Genomic DNA, 16,941 nt, shown 5'->3' with positions numbered 1-16,941 from the left:
AGGACACCCATTAATTATTTATCTTGAGGCCAACTTCTACGGACCTTGCTTCTGTGTGATTGAGGATGGGTGCTCGACGGAGTAAAGGGCTAATTTGTGGGTGTCCGCGCCAGACCACTCTATGGAGGCGTAATGATTCCTCGCATCAGGTATGCGATGGCGCTATTTGAAAGCGTAGTTAGGTTTTACGTGACCGAAGGTGGGGAAAGGTAACGCTCGCAGTCGCGAATACCGTGCACCCAGCGTTTGCCCAGCTGCTCGCAGACTTGGCGTACAGCATTGGCACTACCCACCAGGCTCTTGAAGCGGCTCTCAAAGTTACGGTTCAGGTATAGCCAGTGCCGGGGATCAATTTGCAGTCGTTCAAGGATCGGTGGCAGCTTGCTGTCGATAGCCCCGCGTTTATCCTCCCGTAGGCAGCGCCCACTCCAGTCCACCAGTTCCAGGCAGTCCGACAGGCGGAAGGGCATCCCCTCTGGCATGGATTGCCGGGGATTGCCCACGAAGGGGAATAGCTGATCAGGCTGATAGCCGCCACCCCTGGCCGCGGCAATACGCCGCTGGAGCGAGGTATGGTCGGAATCTTCCGGTGTCTCAGCCATCTTGGCACGAATCGGGTTCAGGTCCCCGTAGGTCATACAGGCTGCCAGTGCCCGCTCATCCAGCAGGGCCTGGGACTTGAAGCGCCCTTCCCAGAATCGACCGGTGCACCGGTCTTCCCGGTTGGCCTCACGGGCGATAGATTCGTTGAGATAGCGCATAAACCAGCTGAAGTCTGTAAGGCGCTCACGCCAGCTTTCAGCGACCTCGGTAAGACGGTCAAGCTCGGCCGAGCCCAGGGTGTCCCCACAGGCGAAACGCTGGGAAAGGCTCGAACCCTTACATAGCTGATGCCAGCGTTCTACTACTTCGCGAAGGTCCCAGTCAGCCGCCTGTGCGGAATTCACATACAGCACCACATGGTAGTGATTGCTCATCACGGCATAGGCTCAGACCTCAAGCGCAAATACGTGGGAGAGCGAGAATATGCGGTCCTCAATCCATTGCCGGCGATGCTCAAAGCACTTCCCGGTACGATCGTCCAGTCCACATGGGAAGGCGCGCCGAACACAGTGCGATACGCAGTGATAGTATGGAGTGGTTTTCGGGCAGATCAGGGTCTTACGCGGCCTGGTCATCGGTAGATATCAGCTTGCTGGATGAATAAACAGTATTCTGCATGGCTAGCCAAAGAGTGCAACAAGCAGGGCGCAGGATTCTCTGTATTTGATGGGTGTCCCTTTTAATAATCGCTGTGAACTTTCCACGCCTCTCTCCACCGCCTGGTTCTGTGAATACCAGCGTGGGGAGATCTATGGCCTGGACCACGATCCGCAGCGCTTTGAGCAGGGCTGGCTGCGCCCGAAGACCCGTATAAAGGGACTGTACCTGACCGGGCAGGACATCATGAGCTGCGGCGTGGCCGGCGCAATGTATGGCGGTGTGATTGCGGCGCAGAGCATTCTCGGCTGGCGCCGGGGCCTGCCGCTGCTGCGACGGGTTTTCGGCAATTCCGCGGGGGGTAAATCCGTGGATCACGGGGGTGGAGGCATCTCGGCACCGGTACAATCTTCCGAGTCTTCCTGAGGCGTTCCTCCGCCCGGCAAAGCTTCTGCCTCCATGGCATCAAGGACAGGAATATAGGAGTGCGCGGTGATAAAAGATTGCAGCCGCAATGGCAGATTGAAAGCGTTTCTCTTCCTGTCGGCAACCCTGGTTGCCGGCCTCTGTAGTGCCTACGACGAGGCGCTACCACGCTATGCGCTGGTGATCGGTAACAGCGATTACGCGTTTGCCCCGCTCAGGAACCCGGTCAATGATGCCCGGGATATGGCCAAAAAGCTGCGGAAGTTGCGTTACCGCACGACCCTGGCCACAGATATGAACCCGCAGCAGCTGCGGGCGACGGTGGCCGAATTCTATCGTTCCGTCTCCGGCGACAATGCGGTGACAGTGTTCTACTACGCCGGGCACGGGGTGCAGCTGCAGAATACCAATTACCTGGTACCGGTCGGGGTATCCATCGATGACCCCATGCAGCTGGTCGCCAACGCGTATTCGATCAATGAGCTGCTGCGGGAAGTGGAGCAGTCCGGCAGTAGCCAGAATATTGTGATCCTCGATGCCTGCCGCAACAATCCGTTCAGGAAGACCCGGGCCGTGGAGTCCCAGTTAAGGCAAATCCAGGCGGGATTGGCGATGGTGGAGGCGCCGCCCAGTACCCTGATCGCCTACGCCACCGAGCCCGGCAATGTGGCCGAGGATGGCCGGGGCAGGAATGGCACCTATACGCGGGCGCTGTTGCGGCATATTACCCGCGCGGAAACTGCCGAGGAGCTGTTCAAGAAAGTGCGCCGCGACGTTTTGCGGGCTACCGATAACCGCCAGACGCCGTGGGAGCATTCCTCGCTGCTGGAAACCTTCTACTTTGCCCCACCCAGGAACAAGAAGATTCCCAATGTGGTGAGTTTCTAGCGGACAGGGTCCTGTCCAGAAGTTAACTGGCGGAGGTTAACTGGTGAGAGTTTACCGGTCAGAATACGCCGATAATTCCCGCCAGCAGCATGGTGGACTGTTCGCTGACATTGCCAAAGCGGGCGCTGCCGAAACGGATATCCTGCCGGTAACTGTTGTACCGGAGCTTGCTGCGGAACAGCAGGTTGCCGGACATGGGTATTGTCCAGCCCAGGTTGATGGAATAGCCGCTGCTGCTACCACTGGTCTTGCCGTAGATATCATCAAACTCCAGCATTTCGCCGGCTTCGACGCCATCGCCGTCACCAAAGAAGCGATTGTCGGCATCCAGTGAGGCATAGGCGACAGAGAAATCCAGTTTGCCGGCATTGGCAAAGCTTTTGCCGATATTGATTCCGGCAAATGGCCCGGACTGCCGGTAATACTCGTAATCCGTCGCGCGCGTGGCGCTGTCCCGGACAAACAGGTCCAGGTTGGTCTCCCCCGACTTGTAGCCAATAAAAAGGCTTAACAGGTCGCTGGCCTGGTAGCCGAACGTGATATCCAGGTCCTGCCGGCTGGCGTCGCCGATAAAGTCCTCCTCGGAAACCTCGGCATCTTCCACCGAGCCGGAAATATTCAGGGCAAGGTTAAAGCGCTGGTAGGCCAGGCCGCCGGTGAGGTTTGCGACCGGGAAGACGATGGTCTGGTCGAGTTTTTCCGGAAAGGCATAGGTACCGTAGCCCATCTCCAGCCCGCCAAATTTGTGGATCTCCAGGCCCGGCGCGTCTTCCCCAGCCTGGGCGACAAGCACGGGCGATGCTGCGATGAGAAGGGAGCAGGCAAGCGCTCTACTGATATAGGTGGGCATCCGTTGCTCCATGGTTCCTTGTGATTAGGCCGGTACTTCTGTGCCGTCCTGTGTTTTCCCGGTTGTCGGCCTGACAGCGATCAGCCCGAGGGCAGTGGAGAGCAGGGCAAAGCTGAGGATAAACAGGCCATTGAGTTTTACCTGGTTATGCCTGATGGAGGCCGGCGTCCAGATCTTGCCCGGATCAAAGGCATAATCCATCAATAGCTCGGCCGGCAACAGGTTGCCGGGTTCGACGCCGGGGCGGTACTCATTGCCAATGGTGACGCGGATGTTTCGTGTGCCGTCCTGGGTGGGGACCGGCTGGGAGACGACGACACTGAAATAGGTAAGGAGGTAGAAAGCCAGTGCCGGTAACCCGAGCAACAGTGTTGCGCTTGCCAGCAACCGTCGCGCTGTCCGGCCCAGGGCCGGGCCCCAGATCCATACCAGGAACAGGCAGATGCAGCAGAAGGGAACGGCCATCTTTACCGCGAGGCCTGCGGGGTCCGGTGGATCTATTTCCCCGGCCCAGACTCCCAGGGGACCGGCCACCACCGCAGCCGCAGCTGCAGCCCAGAGGGAGCCAATGTTTTCCAGTGACGACCTGATATCCATGGCCGCCACTAAAGTGGTTGGATCACGTGGATAAACGGGTCCTGCAGAATGGTGATCTTTTCATTGAACACCTGGTCATTGCCGGAAACACGAAAGCGGTAATTGCCGATCTTGATCTTCGAGCCGGGGGTGTAGCTGGTCCAGTCTTCTCCACCGGCGCGAAATGCACCCTCCGGCATATAGTGCATATATGAGCCCTCGCTGGCCGCACTAATCTGGGTACGACAGTAGGCGCTATCCGGAACGTCACTGTCTATCGCGCCACGTGCGGACTGGATGTTTTTATCGGCTGATTCGATATGTTCCGAAAGTGATGCCCAGGATCGGCTATTGGCAGCCTGCCAGGCCGACTCCAGCTGCGCTGCCGCATCGGCCCGGTTCTGGCTGATGGTATCTACCATTAGTTGCAGGACTGCCGGATCACCCTGGGTCCGCTGGCGCCACTGCTCGATCTCCTCGTCCAGTGCGATGACCTCATTGGCCATGAAAAACAGTTTCTGGCTGTTGGGGCTGCCGTCGTTCTCGATCACCAGTGGTGGCGCGCTGTCACGCTCGATGGTGATTTTGGGATAAGTGGGAATGAGCGGCTCGATTTCGGAGGTGTTGCTACAGCCTCCTGCCAGCAGGACGGCGAGTAAGGTCAGGGCAATACGTGGCACGTAAGTTCCTTTTATGCAGTGCCGCAATTCCCGCGGGGGAGGTGAAGTGCGGCGGGGTTTCTTTTTTATACAGCCACATCATCGTGAATCTTATGCGTATCGGGACCTGAGCACAATAACAGCCGCTACTGGCCCCGCCTAAGATTCCGCCCGTCCCTGTGCGTCATTGCGGGGATTGCGCGCGCTGACCGGGAAGGGCTACGATGCCGCGACTGCCCTATTGTTTGCGGCAGCCAGCGCGCGTCGCACTGCGGCGTGAACAGCCGTTGGTAATCCAGTTGAGGAAGTGCGAATGTTCAGTCATGTAATGGTCGGTGCGAACGACCTGGAAGAGTCGAAGAAATTCTACGATGCGGTCCTGGCGACCCTGGGTTACAAGCCGGGCGTTTTCGATGAGAAGGGTCGTTGTTTTTACTTTTCCGACAAAGGCATCTTCGCGCTGACCCGGCCGATCGATGGCGACCCGGCCAGCCATGGCAATGGCAGCACCATCGGTTTTGCTGCAGAAAGCCCGGAAATGGCGGATGCCTGGCACGCCCAGGGCCTGGCCAATGGTGGCGTCGCCTGTGAGGACCCGCCCGGGGTGCGTGAGGGCTCGGGCATGAAGCTGTACCTGGCCTACCTGCGTGATCCCTCGGGCAACAAGATCTGTGCGATGCATCGCGTGGCCTGAAGCCCCCGCTTCACGATTCAGGGTGGCCAGGGTGACGGCCGGCCTGTGACTCGGGATCGGGTCATCATGTAACAGGGATGTTGATATGAATCTGCAGAAAATGGGCGGCATAGCCGCTCTTGTCGAGGCGCTCGCCTATATCGTCGGTTTCACCGTGATGCTGACGCTGCTTTCCCCGGACAATGCCGCGGAGATGGTGGCGGCGGACTGGCTGGCCTTCAATATCGAGCACAGTGCCGTGCTGGGTGCATGGAACCTGTTTATCTACGTGGTGTTCGGGTGCTTCCTGGTGGTACTGGTCAATGCGTTGCACGAGCGCCTCAAGCGCCGTGCACAGGCAATGATGTCGACGGCTTCGGTGTTTGGCTTTATCTGGGCCGGGCTGGTGATTGCCAGTGGTATGGTGGCGAATATCGGCCTGGAGCGGGTGGCCGGGCTCCATGCCTCTGAGCCGGGGCAGGCACTGGTTATCTGGCAGTCCATCGGTGTGGTCCAGGACGCACTGGGTGGTGGTGTGGAAGTCGTGGGTGGCCTGTGGGTGCTGTTGCTGAGCTGGGCGGCCCTGAAACAGGGGGCGCTCCCCCGTCTGCTGAACGTGATCGGCCTGCTGGTGGGGCTCGCCGGGATCCTGACGGCAATACCTGGCCTGGGTGGGCTCGGGGCCCTGTTTGGCCTGGGCCAGATTCCCTGGTTTATCTGGCTGGGGATATTCATGCTACGCAATGATGTGCCGGACCAGCGCCCGCAAGTCAGCGCTGGCGCCGGGGCGACGCCGGCCGGGTAGGAGGTCGGGCCAGAGGTTTCAGTTTGAACAGCGGCCGGGGCCTGATGGGCGACACCGGCGGTATGCTGTCATTGAGAACGTCTGCATGCCGCCCGTCAGCCGCCTCGCTGAATTCTTTTTAACAGCTCCCGGGTCTGGCGAATACCCTCGGCCTCGTCCAGCCGGTTGCCCTCGTACTCGATGCCGACCCAGCCCCGGTAGCCTGCACTTTTTACGATCTGCATCATGCGCTGGAAATCGGTCTCCACTGCTTCGCCCTGCGCATCGAAATCATAACTCTTGGCACTGACGGCTTTCGCCCAGGGCATCAATTCCTCAACACCCTGGTAGCGGTCATACTGCTCTCCGCTGTCGCGGTCGATCACGAAATTGCCGAAATCCGGCAGGGTGCCCACGCGCGGGTGATCCGCGCGGCGCATAACCCCGGCCAGCCACTGGCCGTTCGATGAGAGCCCACCGTGGTTCTCCACCAATACATTCAGGCCCAGGTCCGCGCAGTCCTCCGCCAGCAGGCGCAGGCCGTCCGCGGCCTTTTTCATCTGCTCTTCATAGCTGCCGGAACTCTGCGCATTGACGCGGATCGCATGGCAGCCCAGGGCGTGGGCCATCTCCGCCCAGCGCCGGTGGCGCCTGGCCGTCTGCCGGCGCTCAGCTTCAGAGTCCGCCCCCAGCTGGCCCTCGCCATCCACCATCACCAGCAGGCTCTGCACGCCCTCGCTGTCGGCCTGTTTTTGCAGGTTGTTGACCAGGCTGTCGCTGAGCCTGTCGGCGTAGAACTGGTTGACGTACTCGACCGCCTCGATATCGAACAGCTGCCGGGCCATGCGCGGGAAGTCTTGCGGGCTGGCGTCGCCGCTGTGGAAAGTGCGGTGCAGGGACCACTGGGCCAGGGAGATGCGGAACCAGGGAGAGGATTCAGTGGATTGGCTGCACCCCATGGGCAGCAGTGCGGCGGTAAAGGCTGTGGAGGTCGTTTTCAGGAACTGGCGGCGGGATGGATTGTGCATCGGGTTGGCTCCCGGATTATTTTTGTGGAATTGCAAAGGGTATCGCGGCCATGGGCCGCTCCTACAAAGTCTGTGCTGTAGGAGCGGCCGCCGGCCGCGAATGGCCGGAAAAGAATTACTTCTTCTTGCCGGACATGGCCGCCGCCAGCAGGTCGCCCATGCTGCCGCGGCCGTTGCCGCCGCCCTGTTGCTGGCGGTTGCGGTTGTTGTGCCGCTGCGCCTGGCGGCCCTCGCGCTGGTCGCCCTTCTTCACGCCGCCGCTGCCCTGCTCACCGGGCTCGTCGGACAGGCGCATGGACAGGCCGATACGCTTGCGCGGCACGTCCACTTCCATCACCTTCACCTTGACGATATCGCCGGCCTTCACCACTTCGTGCGGATCCTTGACGAACTTTTCCGACAGGGCGGAAATATGCACCAGGCCATCCTGGTGCACGCCGATATCGACGAAGGCGCCGAAGTTGGTGACGTTGGTGACCGTACCCTCGAGCACCATCGACGGGCGCAGGTCCTTGATTTCCTCGACACCCTCTTCGAACTGGGCGGTGCGGAATTCCGGGCGCGGGTCGCGGCCGGGCTTTTCCAGCTCGGCAATGATGTCCTTGACCGTCGGCACGCCGAATTTCTCGTCGGTGTAGTCCGCCGGGTTGAGGCGGCGCAGGAAGCCGGAGTCGCCGATCAGGCTGTTGATCTCGCGGCCGTTCTTCTCGGCAATGCGCTTGACCACCACGTAGGACTCGGGGTGCACGCCGGAGCGGTCCAGCGGGTCCTCGCCGTTATTGATGCGCAGGAAGCCGGCGGCCTGTTCGAATGCCTTGGGTCCCAGGCGCGGCACTTCCTTCAGCTGGGTGCGGTTCCTGAAGGCGCCGTTCTGGTCGCGGTAGCTGACGATATTGTTGGCGATTGACGCGCTCAGGCCGGAGACCCGGGCCAGCAGGGGCGCCGAGGCGGAGTTCAGCTCGGCGCCAACGCCGTTTACACAGTCTTCCACTACCGCGTCGAGGGAGCGGGCCAGCTGGGTCTGGGAAACGTCGTGCTGGTACTGGCCTACACCGATGGACTTGGGCTCGATCTTCACCAGTTCCGCCAGCGGGTCCTGCAGGCGGCGGGCAATGGAGATGGCGCCGCGGATGGTTACGTCCAGGTCCGGGAACTCCCGCGCGGCGAACTCGGAGGCGGAGTACACCGAGGCGCCTGCCTCGTTCACCATCACTTTCTGGGCCGACAGCTTGTATTGCTTGATGGTCTCGCCCACGAACTTGTCGGTCTCACGGCTGGCGGTGCCGTTGCCGATGGCGATCAGGCCTACATTGTATTTCTCACACAGGGCGGCGATGACCGCGGCGGACTCGCGGGTGCGGTTCTGCGGCGGGTTGGGGAAGATTGCGGTGTGATCCAGGATCTTGCCGGTGGCATCCACCACGGCGACTTTCACCCCGGTGCGCAGGCCCGGGTCCAGGCCGATGGTGGCCTTCTGGCCCGCCGGGGCCGCCAGTAGCAGGTCCTTGAGGTTGCGGGAGAATACCTTGATCGCCTCTTCCTCGGCTTTCTCGCGCAGTTCGCCCAGCAGGTCGGTCTCCAGGCTGGTCAGCAGCTTGATACGCCAGGTCCAGCGCACCACCTCGCCCAGCCACTTGTCTGCCGCGCGGCCCTGGTCCTCGACGCCCACGTGGCGGGCGATCATCACCTCGCAGGGGTGCGCCTGGCTGGGGGCGCGCTCCTCGTCGCCCTCGAGCCCCAGGTTGATGGCCAGGATGCCCTCGTTGCGACCGCGGAAGATGGCCAGGGCGCGATGGCTGGGTACCTTCGACCAGTCCTCGGCATACTCGAAGTAGTCGCGGAACTTGGCGCCTTCCTGTTCCTTGCCGTCCAGCAGCTTGGACTTCACCTGGCCGTCGCGCTTGAGGAAATCGCGCAGCTTGCCCAGCAGCTCCGCGTCTTCGGCAAAGCGCTCCATCAGGATGAACTTGGCACCGTCGAGGGCGGCCTTGATATCCTTGACGTGCAGGGAGGCGTCCTCGTTATCCGTATTGATGTAAGGCTGGGCCTGCTCTTCGGGATTCAGGGTCGGGTCGTTGAACAGGGCGTCCGCGAGGGGCTCCAGGCCGGCCTCGATGGCGATCTGGCCCTTGGTGCGGCGCTTGGGCTTGTAGGGCAGGTAGAGGTCTTCCAGCCGGTTCTTGGTATCGGCGGCATTGATCTGTTGTGCCAGTTCCGGCGTAAGTTTGTCCTGTTCGTCGATGCTCTTGAGGATCGCGGCGCGGCGGTCTTCCAGCTCGCGCAGGTAGCGCAGTCTTTCCTCCAGCGTACGCAGCTGGCTGTCATCCAGTTCGCCGGTGACCTCTTTCCGGTAGCGGGCGATAAAGGGCACCGTGGCACCCTCGTCCAGCAGGGCCACGGCGGCAGCCACCTGCCGCGTATTGACGTTGAGTTCTTCGGCAATTCGCGCGTTGATATCCAGCATCTTATTTTCTACATCCATTCCGCGGGGTGTACTTCTCAGCGCCGACGGGCCCGTTACAGGCGGTATCGGCTGGCTATTTGGGACGAGCATTATGCGCGAGCGGCGCCCGCTGCGGAAGGTTTGCGGCAGGCCCACTGGATGTTGCGATGGTCTGCATTCAAAAAGGCTTCTTTCCTTGCGGAACTCCAGTAGAATGCGCAACTAGTCAAATTTTGATCAAATTTTACTTGCATTCCGGTCGAGGGTCTTTGTGAGAATTTCCGAAAAGAACAAAATTTTTGCGGCCGTTATTGCCGTTGGAGTCGTGGCCATAGGCTTGGTGTGGCTGTTGCAGCCCAAGCCGGAGGAAAAAGTTGCCGAGAAGGCCGTGCCCCCGGTAGCGGACATCGTTTATGTCGACCCCGCCCGCCACACCCTGCTGGTGCCCAGCCAGGGCTCCGTACGTGCCCGCCACGAGATCGAGGTGGTGGCGCGGGTCGGCGGCACCATCGAGAGCGTCAGCGAGGCTTTCGTCGCCGGTGGCTTCTTTAGCAAGGGTGAAAAGCTGCTGCAGATCGAGCCCGCCGACTACCGGCACCAGCTGACCCGCACCGAGGCCAAGCTGGCCAATGCCAAATCGGTACTGGCACAGGAACAGGGTCGCTCCAAGCAGGCCAAGCGCGAATGGCGCGACCTGGGCACCGCAGAAGCCAATGCACTGTTCCTGCGCAAGCCCCAGCTGGATGCCGCCAAGGCCGAAGTAGCCGCGGCCCGCGCGGATCGCGACCAGGCCAGGCTCGACCTGGCGCGTACCCGCCTGCAGGCGCCGTTCGCCGGCCGGGTGGTGGAAACCTTTGTCGACCTGGGGCAGTACGTGACCCCGGGCACCAGGCTGGCGCGGGTGCACAGTACCTCCATCGCCGAGGTGCGGCTGCCGCTCACCGACCAGCAGCTCTCCCTCCTCAACCTGCCGCTGGGCCAGGCCATCGATAACGGCCCGGCCGTGCGGATGCGTGCACGGGTGGCCGGCCAGGAGCGCGAGTGGCGCGGCGAGATCGTGCGTACCGAGGCGAATATCGATCCCAACAGCCGTTTCGTCTATGCCGTGGCCCAGGTCCACAAGCCCTACGAGGGCGAGGTGCCGCTGATCAACGGCCTGTTCGTGGAGGCGCATATCGCCGGCAAGACCCTGGACGATATCGCGATCCTGCCGCGCCAGGCACTGCACGAGGGTGATCACCTGCTGGTACTGGATGCGGAGAACAAGCTGCGCTTCCGGGATGTGGAACTGCTGCAGACGGTCGAGGAGGAAGTCTGGGTGCGCGGTGATATCACCCGCGGCGACCGCGTGGTGGTCTCCAGCCTGGGTTATTCCCGCGAGGGCATGGTGCTTACCCCCAACCCGCTGAACGAGAAGCCCGCCGGCTTGCAGGTCGGCGACGACAGCCCGTCGGAGAGCGATGGGGCCGAGGTGGGTGTCGATGAGGCGCGGGCGACTGTTGCCGCCGACACCAAGCTGGAAAGAGAGGGCTGATCATGCAGGGCATCATCGGATGGTTCGTCCGTAACAGCAGGGCCGCCAACCTGCTGATGATCATGATTGTCATCGGCGGCCTGTTCGGTATTTCACATATCGGTCGCGAGGTGTTCCCGGCCATCAACCCGGGTGTTGTGCGGGTGGAAATCAGCTATCCGGGGGCCGGTCCCCGGGAAGTGGAGCAGCAGGTTACCCTGCGGGTCGAGCAGGCCATCTCCGAGGTGAAGGGCATCAAGGAGGTGAATTCCTTCTCCCGGCGCAGCCACAGCTCGGTCCGTATCGAGGCGACAGATGGTTATGACGAGCTGCGCCTGCTGAACGATATCAAGGTGCAGGTGGACTCCATCAACACCTTCCCCGAGAGCATCGAGCGGCCGGTGATCCAGCTGGAGGAATGGGCGCCGCAGATGATGATGATCGCCATCGGCGGTCCGGTGGGCCCGCACGAGCTCAAGGACACCGCGCTGAAGCTGCGCGATGAGCTGATCCTGCTGCCCGGCGTGCGCCGGGTGGACGTGTGGGGTGATCGCGCCGACGAAGTCTCCATCGAGGTGTCGGAAGTGGACCTGCGCCGCTACAACCTGACCTTCGACGATGTGGCCGGCGCCGTGCGCCGCTCCTCCATCGACCTGCCGGCGGGCATGGTGCGCTCCGACCGGGGCGATATCCAGGTGCAGACCCGTGGCCAGGCTTACACTGCTGACGACTTTGCCAGTATCCCGCTGGTAAGCCGCGCCGACGGCACCCGGCTGCTGCTGGGTGACGTGGCCAGTATTGATGACGGCTTCGAGGAAGAGGGTTCGGTGATCCGCTTCAACGGCAAGCCGGCGATGAACCTGCGGGTGTTGCAGGGCGAGCCGCTGGATGTGGTGGCCACTGCCGACCATATCAAGCAGTTCATGGCCGAGGCCCGTGAACAGCTGCCCCCGGGAATGGAGTTCGAGATCTGGTTCGACTTCTCCAAGGCCTACGAGGGCCGTATGGAGCTGCTGGCCGGCAACGCCCTGGGCGGCCTGGTGCTGGTGTTTGTGCTGCTGATGCTGTTCCTGCGCCCGGCGCTGGCCGTCTGGGTGACCATCGGTATCGCCACCGCGTTTATGGGTGCCTTCTGGCTGTTGCCCACCACTGGCGTCACGCTGAACATGCTGTCGCTGTTCGCCTTCCTGCTGATTCTCGGTATTGTCGTTGACGATGCCATCATCGTCGGGGAGGCGGTGCATGCCGCCCACGACCGCGGGCTCACGGGCCTGCAGGCCGCCGAAGCGGGGGTGAAACAGGTCTCGACGCCGGTGATCTTCGCCGTGGTTTCCACCATGGTGTTCTTCATACCCATGCTGTTCCTGCCCGGCAACACCTCGCAGATGATGTATGCGCTGCCGGTGGTGGTGCTGCTGTGCCTGGCTTTCTCGCTGGTCGAGTCGCTGCTGATCCTGCCGGCGCACCTGGTGAACATGAAGCCGGAAAAACAGGCCACCTCCGGGCTGGGATTGAAGCTGCAGAACCTTCGGGCCAGGTTCGCCGGTGCCATGAAACAGGCCGGTGACCGTTATTACCTGCCGCTGCTGGAAAAATCCCTCTCCAACAGCCGCGCCACGGTGATGATCTTCCTCATGGCGCTGTTCCTGTCTTTCGCGGTATTCAAGGGGGGCTACGTCGGTTCGGCGTTCTCGCCCAAGGTGCCGTCCGACATGCTGGAGCTGCGCACCACCATGGCCCCCGGTGAGTCCTTCGAGGAAACCAAGCGGGTGATGGAGAAGTTCGAGGCTGCCGGCGACAGGCTGGCGGCCGATCCGGAACTGCTGGAGAAAAACGGCGGCGTACCGTTTGTCGAGAACACAATGGTGTTCCTGTGGCGCGGTAACGTCACCGTGCTGCTGCAGCTGACCGATGGCGAGCAACGCGACGTTACCTCCGAGGAGCTGGCCCTGCGCTGGCGGGAATTCGTGGGTGAGCTGCCGGCCAGCGTCGAGGAAATGCGCATACAGCACACCATTAATGATGGCGGCGCCGGTATGTCGCTAAACCTGAGCACTGCGTCCGGCGATATGGACGAATTGCGCATGGCTGCCGATGCGGTCAAGGACGCGCTGGACAATTACGCCGGGGTTTACGATGTGCGCGACAACCTGGTCAGTGCGCGGCAGGATATCGAGATCCAGCTGAAGCCCCACGCCACCAACATGGGCATCGACCTGGCCGGCGTGGCCAAGCAGGTGCGCCAGGGTTTCTACGGTGAGGAGGTACAGCGTATCCCCCGCGGCCGCGAGGATGTGCGCGTGATGGTGCGCTACCCGCAGGAGGAGCGTGCCAGTGAAGAGCAGATTGACCGCATCCGTATCCGCACCAACGAGGGCGAGGTGCCGTTCAGCGCGGTGGCCGATGCAGTCTATGTGCCGGGGTACACCACCATCCGCCGCAGCGATCGTGAGCGCACAGCCCGGGTTACTGCGGAGCTGACGCCGGGTAGCGCCTCGGCGCAGGAAATCCTGAAACAGCTGCGCGAGGAGCATGTGCCGCAGTGGGAGAAACAGTTCCCGGGCTTTGCCCTGAAGACGGCTGGTGAAATGCAGGAAGAGGAGGAGTTCAGCACCGCTATTATCGCGTTCTTTGCGTTGTCGCTGTTTGCGATCTATGCGTTGCTGGCGATCGCCTTCCGCTCCTACTCACAGCCGCTGCTGATCATGACTGCGGTGCCGTTCGGGTTTTTTGGCGCGATTGTCGGTCACCTGTTGCTGGGCTACGAGATCAGCATCATGTCGATGCTGGGCTTCCTGGCCGCCGCAGGTGTGGTGGTCAACGATAACCTGGTACTCATGGATCGTATCAACCAGCTGCGCGCTGAGGGTGTGGCAGTGATGGAGGCGGTGGTCCAGGCGGGCCGGGACCGCTTCCGCCCGATTATCCTGACCTCCATCACCACCTTTGTGGGGCTGGTGCCGATCATGTTCGAGCGCTCGATCCAGGCCCAGTTCCTGATCCCGATGGTGGTCAGCCTGGCGTTCGGTGTTCTGTTCGCCACTGCGGTGACATTGCTCCTGGTGCCGAACCTGTACAAGGTGATCGAGATCATCCGCGCCCGGCTGCACAGCCGGCGCGGCTCCGACCCGGAATTGTCGGTGAGCCTCGAAAAGGCCTAAACTACCAGCCTGACAGAAAACGCCGACCCCGGGTCGGCGTTTTCGTATTTCCCTTTCCCTGTCGAGGAATGATTGTCGATGCGCGTGCCGCGTATTTATTCCCATGAGCCCCTGGCCGGGCGGACCGAAATCGAGCTGGACGAGGGCGCCAGCCGCCACCTGGTCAAGGTGCTGCGCCTGCAGGCGGGCCGCCCCCTGGTTCTGTTTGATGGCCATGGGGGCGAGTACAGTGCCGAACTCGCAGAGGCCGGCAAGCGCGCCCGCGTGCGGCTGCTGGACTGGGTCGAGGGCGATCGCCAGTCACCGCTGGCACTGACCTTGGCCATCGGTATTTCCCGCGGCGACCGCTTCGACTGGGTTGTGCAAAAAGCCACGGAGCTGGGGGTGGCCCGGATCCAGCCGCTGTTTACCGAGCGCTGTGAAGTAAAGCTGAAAGGCGAGCGACTGGAAAAGAAGCTGGCCCACTGGCAGCAGGTGGCAATCAGCGCCTGCGAGCAGTGCGCGCGCAACCGGGTGCCGGAAGTGTCGACACCACAGAAATTCTCCGGCTACCTGGGCGACGCCGGCGCTGACAGCGACCTGAAACTGGTGCTCCACCACCGTACTGAGAAACACCTGCGGGACCTGGAGTCCGAGCACGGCCGGCCCGGCTCGGCCCTGTTGCTGGTGGGTCCGGAAGGCGGCCTGTCCGCGGCGGAGATCGATGCGGCTCTGGCGCAGGATTTCCTGCCATTGCGGCTCGGCCCGCGGGTATTGCGTACAGAGACTGCACCAGTCGCCGCATTGTCTGTGCTGCAGTACCAGTGGGGGGATCTCTGAAACCGCGCCGGGTTTTCCATTAAGCGCTGCGCGGGTTAATCTTCGGGTTCGACAGTTTCATCCAGACAGGGAGAGGATGTGATGGTTAAACTGATTCTGTGGTTGCTGGGCCTCACCATCCTGGTGCTGTCCATCGCAATCATCGCCAAGCCCTCACTGGCGCGCAGCATGAGCGAGCGCCTCAATGAGACCGGCTATGCAATTTCCGCCTGGGGCCGCCTTGTCGTGGGGCTCATCCTGCTGCTGATCGCCGATACCCGGGCCTGGAACGTCCTGTTCAACGCACTCGGTGTGCTGCTGGTACTGGCCGGTGCCTATATGCTCCATATCGGCTTTGAACGCAGCAAGGCGCTGGCTATAAAGATTGCCCAGGGCAACGAGACGTTCCTGCGGGTCAGTGGGGCCATAGGCGTGCTGCTGGGCCTGCTGTTACTTTCCGCGAGTTGAGATCAGGTGACTGCCACAGATGTTTGCCACTGAACTGGTTATCTTTGACTGCGACGGCGTGCTTGTGGACAGCGAGACCATTGTCTGTCGCGTCCTGGCCGAGGAAATGAACAAGCTCGGCATGGAGACCACTGCCGAGGAGCTGGACGAGCAGTTCAGCGGGCGCCCGGCAAAAGACTGCCTGCTGGAAATCGAGACCCGCTACGGCGGGCCGCTTCCCGACCACTATTTCGGCAATACTGAACGGCGTATCCGCGAGGCTTTCCACCACGAGTTGCAGCCGATCGCCGGCATCGAGGACCTGCTCGATCACCTGCTGCAGGTCAGCCTGCGCAGCTGTGTGGCCTCCTCCGGCTCCCATGAAAAAATGCAGCTCACCCTGAACAAAACCGGCCTGTTCGAGTACTTCAATGGACGCATTTTCAGTGCCGATGACGTCAGGCGCGGCAAACCCTGGCCCGACCTGTTCCTGCATGCCGCCCACACCATGGGGGTGGAGCCCCATCGCTGCCTGGTGGTGGAGGATTCCATCGCCGGGGTAAAGGCGGCGGTGGCCGCGGGCATGCCGGTCGTGGGCTACAGCCGCCACCCGGTGCGCGCACCACAGCTGGAGCGCGAGGGCGCGCGGGTGGTCAGCGACCTGATGGCGGTAATGGACTACCTCTGACCACCGGCTACATTGTCTCAGCGGGCCAGGTCGACGATCACCGCTGCACTGCGACGGCCGTTCCGGCTGTCAATAAAGGTGCGTTGATAGCGGATACGCTCTATGCCGCCATCCAGCAGGTCCTCCACCAGCCAGCGCGGCACCGGCACCCGTTCGGTTGCCGTATCGCCGCCATCGCTGAAAAGTGGCTCACCGGTGGCATAGACGACCCGGTCGCCCACCATAAAGTAACCGCTTTCCGATTCGGCCCGCACGCCGCCGATATCCCCGTGCAGCTGCCAGCGCACCATCATTTCCCGCGAGTCGCCACTCAGTGTCTGCCGGGCCGGCTGCGCGTCCAGTGCCACCAGCCGTCCGCTGGCGGGCAGGTCGATCAGCAGGAAGTTCGACAGGCTGCCGGCCGGGCCGGCAAAGCTGCGACGGTAGCCAAGCCTGCGCACCCCCTCACCATACCAGGCCCGCAGCTGCCCTGGTGCCAGCCGTACCTCCTCGTTCAGTCGCGCCATGTCGGCGCCGAATGCGAGTGGGCGCTCCACTTTCTGCAGCACCCGGTTGCGGTCCAGGTCGACAAACTCGCCGTGCGATGAGCGGGCACCGCCGGCACTGGCCACGCGCCAGGTCAGCGATACCCTCAGGCCCCGCTGGGCATCCACCAGGGCGGTGTCGGGGGCCACGGTAAGCAGTTGCGGGGTATTGGCGTGGGAGGCGAGGAAAGTAAAGACTCCGGCCAACAGCAGTAGGGGCACCAGTAGCATCCAGCTGTACAGGCGCTTGGCGGGACAAACGGACATGGTGGCCTCCCGTGGC

The 16,941-nt window shown here is 62.1% G+C and carries 16 protein-coding genes; 9 read left to right on the top strand and 7 right to left on the bottom strand.

Going from position 1 to position 16,941, the window contains the following annotated elements:
* Positions 1-185: 185 nt before the first annotated feature.
* Positions 186-977 (bottom strand): transposase, encoded by a 792-nt coding sequence (locus LVD10_RS03780; RefSeq protein WP_237061923.1) that lies wholly within the window; start codon positions 975-977, stop codon positions 186-188.
* Positions 978-1,269: 292 nt separating this feature from the next.
* On the opposite strand from LVD10_RS03780, the gene LVD10_RS03775 reads away from it, so the two are divergent.
* Together LVD10_RS03775 and LVD10_RS03770 are read left to right on the top strand one after the other, a co-directional pair.
* On the top strand, positions 1,270-1,626 hold the full coding sequence (locus tag LVD10_RS03775) for a hypothetical protein (RefSeq protein WP_237061922.1): 357 nt from the start codon (positions 1,270-1,272) through the stop codon (positions 1,624-1,626).
* A 66-nt stretch (positions 1,627-1,692) separates the two neighbouring features.
* Positions 1,693-2,514, top strand: coding sequence for a caspase family protein (locus LVD10_RS03770; RefSeq protein ID WP_237061921.1), 822 nt, complete (start codon positions 1,693-1,695; stop codon positions 2,512-2,514).
* Positions 2,515-2,572: 58 nt separating this feature from the next.
* Here the strand turns inward: LVD10_RS03770 and LVD10_RS03765 are convergent, their stop codons facing one another.
* The 3 genes from LVD10_RS03765 to LVD10_RS03755 are packed head-to-tail and all read right to left on the bottom strand — an operon-like array spanning position 2,573 to position 4,620.
* Positions 2,573-3,364 carry a hypothetical protein gene (locus LVD10_RS03765; protein WP_237061920.1) on the bottom strand — a complete coding sequence of 264 codons (792 nt, stop codon included), beginning with the start codon at positions 3,362-3,364 and terminating at the stop codon, positions 2,573-2,575.
* 24 nt (positions 3,365-3,388) lie between these two features.
* Positions 3,389-3,961 carry a hypothetical protein gene (locus LVD10_RS03760; protein WP_237061919.1) on the bottom strand — a complete coding sequence of 191 codons (573 nt, stop codon included), beginning with the start codon at positions 3,959-3,961 and terminating at the stop codon, positions 3,389-3,391.
* Between the two features lie 8 nt (positions 3,962-3,969).
* Positions 3,970-4,620, bottom strand: a complete 651-nt coding sequence (locus LVD10_RS03755; RefSeq protein ID WP_232939864.1) for a hypothetical protein — start codon at positions 4,618-4,620, stop codon at positions 3,970-3,972.
* Positions 4,621-4,912: 292 nt separating this feature from the next.
* On the opposite strand from LVD10_RS03755, the gene LVD10_RS03750 reads away from it, so the two are divergent.
* Together LVD10_RS03750 and LVD10_RS03745 are read left to right on the top strand one after the other, a co-directional pair.
* Positions 4,913-5,293 (top strand): VOC family protein, encoded by a 381-nt coding sequence (locus tag LVD10_RS03750; RefSeq protein WP_232939863.1) that lies wholly within the window; start codon positions 4,913-4,915, stop codon positions 5,291-5,293.
* Between the two features lie 85 nt (positions 5,294-5,378).
* A complete protein-coding gene (locus tag LVD10_RS03745) occupies positions 5,379-6,077 on the top strand; it encodes a DUF4386 family protein (RefSeq protein ID WP_237061918.1) in 699 nt (232 codons plus the stop codon).
* A gap of 95 nt (positions 6,078-6,172) precedes the next feature.
* Here the strand turns inward: LVD10_RS03745 and LVD10_RS03740 are convergent, their stop codons facing one another.
* The gene (locus tag LVD10_RS03740; protein WP_237061913.1) at positions 6,173-7,084 is read right to left on the bottom strand and encodes a sugar phosphate isomerase/epimerase family protein; all 912 of its coding nucleotides are present in this window, start codon (positions 7,082-7,084) and stop codon (positions 6,173-6,175) included.
* Positions 7,085-7,199: 115 nt separating this feature from the next.
* On the bottom strand, positions 7,200-9,548 hold the full coding sequence (locus LVD10_RS03735) for a Tex family protein (protein WP_233006701.1): 2,349 nt from the start codon (positions 9,546-9,548) through the stop codon (positions 7,200-7,202).
* A gap of 319 nt (positions 9,549-9,867) precedes the next feature.
* Here LVD10_RS03735 and LVD10_RS03730 point away from each other — a divergent pair, with 319 nt between their 5' ends.
* The 5 genes from LVD10_RS03730 to LVD10_RS03710 all read left to right on the top strand — a co-directional run bounded on the left by LVD10_RS03730 (position 9,868) and on the right by LVD10_RS03710 (position 16,134).
* On the top strand, positions 9,868-11,061 hold the full coding sequence (locus LVD10_RS03730) for an efflux RND transporter periplasmic adaptor subunit (protein WP_233006700.1): 1,194 nt from the start codon (positions 9,868-9,870) through the stop codon (positions 11,059-11,061).
* 2 nt (positions 11,062-11,063) lie between these two features.
* The gene (locus LVD10_RS03725; RefSeq protein WP_232939860.1) at positions 11,064-14,201 is read left to right on the top strand and encodes an efflux RND transporter permease subunit; all 3,138 of its coding nucleotides are present in this window, start codon (positions 11,064-11,066) and stop codon (positions 14,199-14,201) included.
* Between the two features lie 78 nt (positions 14,202-14,279).
* Entirely contained in the window at positions 14,280-15,020 is a 741-nt protein-coding gene (locus tag LVD10_RS03720; RefSeq protein ID WP_232939859.1) for a 16S rRNA (uracil(1498)-N(3))-methyltransferase, read from the top strand.
* An 81-nt stretch (positions 15,021-15,101) separates the two neighbouring features.
* Complete coding sequence (locus LVD10_RS03715; protein WP_232939858.1) at positions 15,102-15,467, top strand: hypothetical protein; 366 nt, start codon at positions 15,102-15,104, stop codon at positions 15,465-15,467.
* Positions 15,468-15,486: 19 nt separating this feature from the next.
* Positions 15,487-16,134 (top strand): HAD family hydrolase, encoded by a 648-nt coding sequence (locus LVD10_RS03710; RefSeq protein WP_232939857.1) that lies wholly within the window; start codon positions 15,487-15,489, stop codon positions 16,132-16,134.
* 17 nt (positions 16,135-16,151) lie between these two features.
* On the opposite strand, the gene LVD10_RS03705 is transcribed toward LVD10_RS03710, so the two are convergent.
* Positions 16,152-16,925 (bottom strand): hypothetical protein, encoded by a 774-nt coding sequence (locus LVD10_RS03705; protein ID WP_237061912.1) that lies wholly within the window; start codon positions 16,923-16,925, stop codon positions 16,152-16,154.
* Positions 16,926-16,941 lie beyond the last annotated feature (16 nt).

This window comes from Microbulbifer zhoushanensis (genome assembly GCF_021729055.1).
Classification (GTDB): Bacteria; Pseudomonadota; Gammaproteobacteria; order Pseudomonadales; family Cellvibrionaceae; genus Microbulbifer; species Microbulbifer zhoushanensis.
Note: the sequence above shows the minus strand (reverse complement) of the source record. Positions and strands in the feature narration are given on the sequence as shown.

What these genes read in the sequence shown, in the direction of transcription:
- LVD10_RS03780 (WP_237061923.1), bottom strand. Translation starts at nt 977, where the DNA reads ATGAGCAATCACTACCATGTGGTGCTGTATGTGAATTCCGCACAGGCG.
- LVD10_RS03775 (WP_237061922.1), top strand. Translation starts at nt 1,270, where the DNA reads ATGGGTGTCCCTTTTAATAATCGCTGTGAACTTTCCACGCCTCTCTCC.
- LVD10_RS03765 (WP_237061920.1), bottom strand. Translation starts at nt 3,364, where the DNA reads ATGCCCACCTATATCAGTAGAGCGCTTGCCTGCTCCCTTCTCATCGCA.
- LVD10_RS03760 (WP_237061919.1), bottom strand. Translation starts at nt 3,961, where the DNA reads ATGGATATCAGGTCGTCACTGGAAAACATTGGCTCCCTCTGGGCTGCA.
- LVD10_RS03750 (WP_232939863.1), top strand. Translation starts at nt 4,913, where the DNA reads ATGTTCAGTCATGTAATGGTCGGTGCGAACGACCTGGAAGAGTCGAAG.
- LVD10_RS03745 (WP_237061918.1), top strand. Translation starts at nt 5,379, where the DNA reads ATGAATCTGCAGAAAATGGGCGGCATAGCCGCTCTTGTCGAGGCGCTC.
- LVD10_RS03740 (WP_237061913.1), bottom strand. Translation starts at nt 7,084, where the DNA reads ATGCACAATCCATCCCGCCGCCAGTTCCTGAAAACGACCTCCACAGCC.
- LVD10_RS03735 (WP_233006701.1), bottom strand. Translation starts at nt 9,548, where the DNA reads ATGCTGGATATCAACGCGCGAATTGCCGAAGAACTCAACGTCAATACG.
- LVD10_RS03725 (WP_232939860.1), top strand. Translation starts at nt 11,064, where the DNA reads ATGCAGGGCATCATCGGATGGTTCGTCCGTAACAGCAGGGCCGCCAAC.
- LVD10_RS03720 (WP_232939859.1), top strand. Translation starts at nt 14,280, where the DNA reads ATGCGCGTGCCGCGTATTTATTCCCATGAGCCCCTGGCCGGGCGGACC.
- LVD10_RS03715 (WP_232939858.1), top strand. Translation starts at nt 15,102, where the DNA reads ATGGTTAAACTGATTCTGTGGTTGCTGGGCCTCACCATCCTGGTGCTG.
- LVD10_RS03710 (WP_232939857.1), top strand. Translation starts at nt 15,487, where the DNA reads ATGTTTGCCACTGAACTGGTTATCTTTGACTGCGACGGCGTGCTTGTG.
- LVD10_RS03705 (WP_237061912.1), bottom strand. Translation starts at nt 16,925, where the DNA reads ATGTCCGTTTGTCCCGCCAAGCGCCTGTACAGCTGGATGCTACTGGTG.